This is a genomic window from Hymenobacter sp., assembly GCF_031398885.1.
GTDB lineage: Bacteria > Bacteroidota > Bacteroidia > Cytophagales > Hymenobacteraceae > Hymenobacter.
Genome location: NZ_JANNOD010000061.1, coordinates 24,146 through 30,769, shown reverse-complemented (window position 1 = coordinate 30,769; position 6,624 = coordinate 24,146). Strand labels below are relative to the sequence as shown.

The window sequence follows — 6,624 nt, the reverse complement described above, 5'->3', positions numbered from 1 at the left end:
ACAAAGTCGAGCGGTTTTTCAGCCGCCTCAAGCAATTTCGACGCTTGGCTACGCGCTACGACAAGACGGCCAGCAGCTTTTTGGGAATGCTTCATTTTGTCTCGGCCTTGCTTTGGCTTCGCTAATTGTCCGTACAACCTAAGTTATTCTTAAACTTATTCGAAAAGCAGCATGAATTCAAAAAAGCGTTAAATCTTGAGTGTGTTTTGAAATGTGAAGGAGAAATTCTGGCTGTCGAAATAGATAATACTGTTGTTGATGGAGCGTCTGAGGCAGCATCAGAGGGATTGGTCGATGGGTATGACATGCCTCCAATAGATACCTGGTTTTATCATGCCGAAGGAGATAATGGAATGATATTATTTGCTTGGATTCCAAAAGAATTCAAGTGGTTCGCAGATGAGGCAATTGCAGTAAATGTGGTGGACATGCTACGTTGGTTCAAGGATTGGTATCCAGCGGACTATAGGCGTGTTATGCAGTAGGCTTTATCGTTGCTAAACCTATGAAAACCGTTCACTTCTTAGCCGGCTGCAACGGCGAGGGCAAAGCCACTGCCGCCTTCACTGCCTGGTTTGCTGGCCTGCTGCGAGTTCAGGAATGCTGCTGGGCCTGCTGTAACTTAGAGAAACTGTCTCACCACTAAAGCCATGCAAACCCTCACCCTACACCTGCCCGATTCGCTGGACATGACTGCCAAAGAAGTGACCATGTTGCTGGCCACGCGCCTGTACGAGCAGGGCAAGCTCTCTCTGGGGCAGGCCGCCGAGATGGCCGGCTACAGCAAGCGCACCTTCATGGAACTGCTGGGCGACCACGGTGTGTCGGTGTTCAATCTGACGGAGGAAGACCTGCTAAACGACGTGCAGAATGCCGCCCGTTATCATCGCTGATGCCAGTTGCATGATTTTGCTGGAAAAGATTGGCGCACTGGAGTTGCTGGCCCAGCTTTTTGGCCGCATCACCGTGACGGATATCGTGGCCACCGAGTACGGACTGCCACTCCCGGAATGGATAGCCGTACAGGCTGCGCAGGATGTCCGGCAGCTATAATTGTTGGCCCTGACGCTGGACCGGGGTGAGGCTAGCGCCATTGCGCTGGCGCTGGAACAGTCGGATTGCCTGCTCATCATGGATGAGCGGCGGGGCCAGCTGGTGGCCCAACGGCTGCAACTCTCCGTCATCGGCACCCTGGGAATATTACTTCAGGCGAAAAACAGCGGTTTTATTTCCGCCGTCAAGCCACTGTTGGAAGCCATCAGCGCCACCAATTTTCGGCTGAGTGCCCAGGTGGTTCAAGTCGTGCTTAAGCAAGCCGGAGAATAGTCCAGGAAACTCCTTTACTTCTTGGCCGGCTGCAATGGGGTGGGCAAAACCGCCCCTGCCTACGCCCGGCTTGCGGGCCTGCCGCGAGTTCGGGCCGTTCAGACTACTGACTAAGCTCAACTCCCACAACAAGTCTACCATAATTCTTATATTCACCAGACGGCCGCCGAGTGGTTAAAGCACTTTCCATTTTTCGCAAGAATCGATTGTTTGTCACCGCCGCAACTTCCTGAATCATGGCCCTTACGCTCCCTGCTCCGCCCCCGGCTCCCACGGCGGCTCAGTATCGGGCCTGGCAGCTGCAAAAAGCCAAGCTCCACATCGAAGAGCACTTGGCCGAGCCGCTCTCCATCCGGCGCCTGGCCGAGGTCAGCCATTATTCTTACCACCGTTTTCACCACTTGTTCACGGACGTAGAGCACGAGCCGGTGGGCAACTTCGTGCAGCGCGTGCGCCTGGAGCGGGGCGCCTACCTGCTGCGCCACTCCGGCTGGCGGGTGGCCGACATTGCCGAGGTCGTGGGCTACGCGTCGGGCGCGGCCTTCAGCAAGGCCTTCGCGCACCACTTCGGGGGCAGTCCTTCGGTCTACCGGGCGGCCGGCACTAACCGGCCGGTAACGAGCGCCCGGGGCCGGCTCGGCAACTACGCCGCGCCGCGCATCGTGCACGCCCCGCCGCTGTCCCTGCTCTGTGCCCGCCAGCAAGGACCGGCCCGCCACCCGCGCGCCTGGGCCGCCCTGACGGCGGCCGTACCGCCGGGGAGCCCGCCGGCCGCCTACATCGGCAAGACCCCCGACTTCCCCGGCATCACCCCCGCCGGGCAGCTCCGCTACGACGCCTGCTGGCTGTTGCCCGCGGAAGCAGCGCCGCCCGTCGAGCCGCCCTACTCGGTGCATCGGCAGACCATCGACGGCGGCCGGTTTGCCGTGCTGGACCACCAGGGCTCCGCTGCCTCCCTGGGCGCTTCTTTTCAAGTGATTCACCAGAACTGGCTGCCGGAAAGCGGCTACCGCCTGCGCAACGCCCCCTGGTACCAACGCTACCGGCGCGCGGCCCCCAACGAGCAGTCGGTGACGGAGATTTACGTTCCGATTGCTTGAAGGAAAGAGGGAAAGAGGCCAGGTTCATTTTCAGCCAGATTGGACAACCAGCCAGGGGCGGAAGGACCGGACCTTTGGGGTGTTGCCTCACTCCTAACCTCTTTCCCGATGACCACCGTCCACATGTACACCGGCTCCGAAGCGGGGCTCTCCGTGAATGCTTACCTGGTGGAGACGCCCCACGGCGTGGTGGCCGTGGACGCCACCCTCACGCAGAGCGACAGCCGCGCCCTGCGGGCCCGGGCCGACCACCTGGGCAAGCCCTTGCTCGCCGTGCTGCTCACCCATGGCCATCCCGACCACGTGGCCGGCGTCACCAACCTGGTCGCCGGCCTCGACGTGCCCGTGGTGGCCCTCGCCTCCGTCCGCGACCTGATGGCCCGGACCGAAGCGGCCAAGCACGCCCAATGGGCGGGCATGTTCGGCGCGGAGTGGATTCCGGCCTGGACTTATCCCACGCAACTGGTGCACGACCAGGAGGTGCTGGAATTCGATGGCGTCACGTTCCGCGTGCACGACCTGGGCGCGGGCGGCGACTGCGACGCCAACGCCATCTGGGTGCTCGAATCGGAGCAGCCCCCGGTGGCCTTCGTGGGCGACTTGCTCTTCAACGGGTACCACACCTACATGGCCGACGGGGCCGTGCTGCGCTGGCGCGCCAACCTGACGCAGTTCCGGCCGCTGCTGGCAGGCATGGCCCGGCTCTACGTTGGGCACGGCCCGGCCGGTGATGCCCGCTTGGTAGACCAGCAACTGGCCTACTTTGACCACTACTGCGCCGCGCTGCTCGAAATAACCCGCGGCGGCGGGCAGCTCGACGAAGCCGCCACCGCCGAATTGACGGCGCGCCTCACCCGGGCGTACCCGGACTACGGCCTGCAGTTCATGGTCGGCCTGAGCGCGCCGCGGGTGGCCGTCGAGCTAGCCGCCGTGGCGCCATGAACCTGGACTTGAGCGGCAAACGGGCGCTGGTGACCGGCAGCTCGGGCGGCATCGGGGCCGGCATTGCCGGCGCGCTGGCCCGTCAGGGTGCCCACGTGGTGGTGCACGGCCGCAACCGGGCGGAAGTGGCGGCGGTGGCGGCCGCTATCGGCCGCGACGGCGGCACGGCGCAGGCCCTCGTGGCCGACCTCCGCGACGAAGCCGCCCTGGCCGCCATGACCGCCCAATTGCTGGCGGACGGGGGCGTGGACGTGCTCGTGAACAACGCTGGCCAGTACGTCAACCGCGACTGGTGGCAGGCCCGGCCCGCCGACTGGTTGGCCCTGTACGCGGCCAACGTGACCCCGGCCGTGCACCTGACGCAGGCCCTGGTGCCCGCCATGCGGGCCCGCGGCTGGGGGCGCATCATTCAAGTGGCCAGCGGGGAAGCCACCCAGCCACTGGCCTTCATGCCCGACTACGCCGCCAGCAAAGCGGCCCTGGTGAACCTGACGGTCAGCCTGAGCAAGGCGTTGGCCGGCACCGGCATCACGGCCAACACCGTGAGCCCCGGCCTGATTGCCACGGCCGGGGTGCAGGCATTTTACCGCCACATGGCCGCCGAGCAGGGGTGGGGCACGGCGTGGGAGCAAATCGAGCAGCACGTGCTCCGCGCGGTGCTGCCCAACAACTCGGGCCGCCTGGGGTGGGTGGAGGACGTCGCCGACCTGGTTGCCTTCGTGGCCAGCCCGAGTGCGGGCTACATCAACGGTGCAAACCTGCGCGTGGATGGTGGCAGCACGCGGTGCATAAATTAACCCCGGCTTGAATTTGCGTTGGTGGGTGAGGTGGTCTGGCTGTATGGTCCCAACTGCGTAAACCGGTTCAAGGCCGCTTCGTGCTGGCGCCAATCGTAGCGGGTTTGCCAGTGGTTGACCAACTCGCGCAGGTATTGAGGGTTGGTGCCGTACCCGTGAGCTACGGGTTCTGGGTGAAAATCAGAAGCACGCCGTAGCCATCGAGTACGCCCATCATGATATCGCAAATGGCGAGGTCGGGCCTCGTGGCCAAGGCCAGCTTCACGCCCAGCTCGCCGTTCTCGGCCTTCGCCACGGTGTGGTCGGCCAGCTCCAGGAGCTGGCCAGTGTTGTCGCAAATGACTTGGTGGTCCTCAATGAGCAAGATAGCGGGCATCGCGAGTAGGATCTAGTCGGGCGTGGTGAGGGGCAGCGCGATGGTGACGGTGGTGCCCTGGCCGGGGGCGCTTTGCAGGTCGATGGTGCCGCCCATCAGCTCTCCAGCTCAACCGGTTTCGCCATTTGCTCATCTGCTGGGTCAAAAAGCCGGAAAGCGACCTGGCCACGCTCCATTTTGCCGGCGCCCGACTTACCTGGTATGATTGTCTTTTTGGGTGATGTTTATTTCCTGTCCGGAAAGCCTCTCAGAGTCTATTCGAAAGATAAAAACAATAAAAAAAGCCCGTTCTGCTTCGACCAGCGCAGCAGGGCGTTTACCTTATTTTCGGATAGGCTCTCATTAGCAGGGGGTGAAAATTAAATTTCTCCCAAGCGCGGGAAAGCCGAAATTCAGGGGTATGTTTACGGTGTACTAGATGCTTAGTACACTAAAACAACGAGTACATGGTGCGCATCCGAAACCTCGATTTTGGGTACTCCCGGCGGGTCCCGCTTTTCCAAAACCTGAACCTGGCGCTGGACCGGGGCCACATCTACGGCTTGCTGGGCAAGAATGGGGCGGGCAAAACCACGCTGCTCAAGAACATCGTGGGGCTGGCTTTTCCCTGGGCCGGCACCTGCCTGGTGGACGAGCGCCCGGCGGCGGCCCGGCTGCCAGTAACGCTCCAAGACCTGTTTTTCCTGCCGGAGGAAGTGTACGCGCCGGCCCTCACGGCCGAGCAATTCGTGGCCCACACGGCCGGCTTCTACCCCCGCTTCAGCACCGAGCAGCTTTACCAGTACTTGCAAGAGCTGGAAGTGCCACTGGGCACGAAGCTGAATAAGTTTTCGCATGGGCAGCAGAAGAAATTTATGATTGCCTTCGCCCTGGCCGCCAACACCAACTTGCTGGTGCTCGATGAGCCGACTAATGGCCTCGACATTCCGTCCAAGGTGCAGTTCCGCAAGCTGCTGGCCATGGCCCTGAACGAGGAGCGCTGCATGGTCGTCTCGACCCACCAGGTGCGGGACCTGGAAAGCCTGATTGATACCGTGGTGGTGGTGCACAACCGCAAAATCGTGCTCAACCGGGAAATTGACCAGCTGGCCGAGCGGCTCACCTTCGCCACGGGCGCGGCAGCCGAGGCGCCCGATGCCTTCTACACCGGTGCCTCGGTGCGCGGGCCGGTGGCCGTCCGGCCCAACCCTACGGGCGCCTACAGTCGCGTCGACTTGGAGCTGCTCTTCAACGCCCTCACCGACGATGCTTCCACGGCCCTTGACACCTACTTAAACCAACCCCGCCATGAGCCCGTCCAGTAACCAAACCTTCAGTTTTGCGCGCTTCGGGCGCTTGTTTGGGCGCCACACCGCCGAGCACCTGCGTGGCTACCTGATGACGGCCGCCGTGGGCGCGGGCGGGATGCTACTGGTGCTGGGCTTCGTCACGTACCTGCAACGGAGCGCCCTCACGCCCACCGGACAATCTGTATTTTTTACGGTGTTTCTGCTGGGGGGCGGCAGCATTTTCGCCAGCACCGTTTTTGCGCAGGTCGGCGAGCGGCGGCGCGCCACGGTGGCCCTGCTGCTGCCGGCCTCGCACCTGGAGAAGTACCTGGTGGCCTGGATTTATTCCCTGCCGCTGTTTCTGGCAGTCTTCATCCCGCTTTTTTACCTGGCCGATGCCGCCGTGGCGTACGCGGGCGCCGCGCCGGGCCAACAGCCGGAACTGCTGAATGTATTCGCCGACCTGAAACAGGCCAACCGCCTTTTTTGGGCGCTGGCCGTGCTGCACGGCGCGTGGCTGTGGGGGGCCATCTACTTTGAAAAAACCCACTTCATTAAAACGGGTTTCGCGGTATTCATACTGGTGGGCGTGCTGTGGACGCTCAATTTTCAGGCACTGAAACTGTTGATTAGCCCCCAGCTATCCGTTGCGCCGCCATTTGTCGACCTCACGCTTGCGGAAGGCAAGGAATTCTACACCCTGGGTGTGCCCGACGGCCAACTGGCGTGGCTGGGCCTGGTGCCGGTGGCCCTGGCCGGGCTGCTGTGGCTGGCGGCCTACCACCGCCTCACCGAAAAGCAGTTGTAAGCGCTTA

General features: G+C 62.4%; 12 protein-coding genes. 10 read left to right on the top strand and 2 right to left on the bottom strand.

Going from position 1 to position 6,624, the window contains the following annotated elements; all coding sequences use genetic code 11:
• From RMO51_RS13060 to RMO51_RS13025, 8 genes are all read left to right on the top strand, one after another.
• Positions 1–125, top strand: a 125-nt coding sequence (locus tag RMO51_RS13060; protein ID WP_310394902.1) for a transposase, incomplete at its 5' end; no start/stop codon positions are given.
• Positions 126–485, top strand: a complete 360-nt coding sequence (locus RMO51_RS13055; protein WP_310395294.1) for a hypothetical protein — start codon at positions 126–128, stop codon at positions 483–485. It begins immediately after the preceding gene.
• A 165-nt stretch (positions 486–650) separates the two neighbouring features.
• A complete protein-coding gene (locus RMO51_RS13050) occupies positions 651–893 on the top strand; it encodes a UPF0175 family protein (RefSeq protein WP_310395291.1) in 243 nt (80 codons plus the stop codon).
• Positions 871–1,053: a hypothetical protein gene (locus RMO51_RS13045; RefSeq protein ID WP_310395289.1), complete on the top strand. Its 183-nt coding sequence runs from the start codon at positions 871–873 to the stop codon at positions 1,051–1,053. Before RMO51_RS13050 ends, RMO51_RS13045 begins: the two co-directional genes overlap by 23 nt.
• 3 nt (positions 1,054–1,056) lie before the next feature.
• Entirely contained in the window at positions 1,057–1,326 is a 270-nt protein-coding gene (locus RMO51_RS13040) for a DUF3368 domain-containing protein (RefSeq protein WP_310395286.1), read from the top strand.
• 236 nt (positions 1,327–1,562) lie between these two features.
• On the top strand, positions 1,563–2,426 hold the full coding sequence (locus tag RMO51_RS13035; protein ID WP_310395284.1) for an AraC family transcriptional regulator: 864 nt from the start codon (positions 1,563–1,565) through the stop codon (positions 2,424–2,426).
• Between the two features lie 108 nt (positions 2,427–2,534).
• Positions 2,535–3,368: an MBL fold metallo-hydrolase gene (locus RMO51_RS13030; RefSeq protein WP_310395282.1), complete on the top strand. Its 834-nt coding sequence runs from the start codon at positions 2,535–2,537 to the stop codon at positions 3,366–3,368.
• Complete coding sequence (locus RMO51_RS13025) at positions 3,365–4,165, top strand: SDR family NAD(P)-dependent oxidoreductase (RefSeq protein WP_310395280.1); 801 nt, start codon at positions 3,365–3,367, stop codon at positions 4,163–4,165. Before RMO51_RS13030 ends, RMO51_RS13025 begins: the two co-directional genes overlap by 4 nt.
• Here the strand turns inward: RMO51_RS13025 and RMO51_RS13020 are convergent.
• Together RMO51_RS13020 and RMO51_RS13015 are read right to left on the bottom strand one after the other, a co-directional pair.
• A complete protein-coding gene (locus RMO51_RS13020) occupies positions 4,162–4,392 on the bottom strand; it encodes an epoxide hydrolase N-terminal domain-containing protein (RefSeq protein ID WP_310395278.1) in 231 nt (76 codons plus the stop codon). The two genes, RMO51_RS13025 and RMO51_RS13020, sit on opposite strands and share 4 nt — an antisense overlap.
• Positions 4,326–4,541, bottom strand: coding sequence for a response regulator (locus RMO51_RS13015; protein WP_310395277.1), 216 nt, complete (start codon positions 4,539–4,541; stop codon positions 4,326–4,328). The genes RMO51_RS13020 and RMO51_RS13015 overlap by 67 nt, the downstream gene beginning before the upstream one ends.
• Positions 4,542–4,987: 446 nt before the next feature.
• On the opposite strand from RMO51_RS13015, the gene RMO51_RS13005 reads away from it, so the two are divergent.
• Positions 4,988–5,845 (top strand): ABC transporter ATP-binding protein, encoded by an 858-nt coding sequence (locus RMO51_RS13005; RefSeq protein ID WP_310395275.1) that lies wholly within the window; start codon positions 4,988–4,990, stop codon positions 5,843–5,845.
• A complete protein-coding gene (locus RMO51_RS13000) occupies positions 5,829–6,617 on the top strand; it encodes a hypothetical protein (RefSeq protein ID WP_310395273.1) in 789 nt (262 codons plus the stop codon). Before RMO51_RS13005 ends, RMO51_RS13000 begins: the two co-directional genes overlap by 17 nt.
• Positions 6,618–6,624 lie beyond the last annotated feature (7 nt).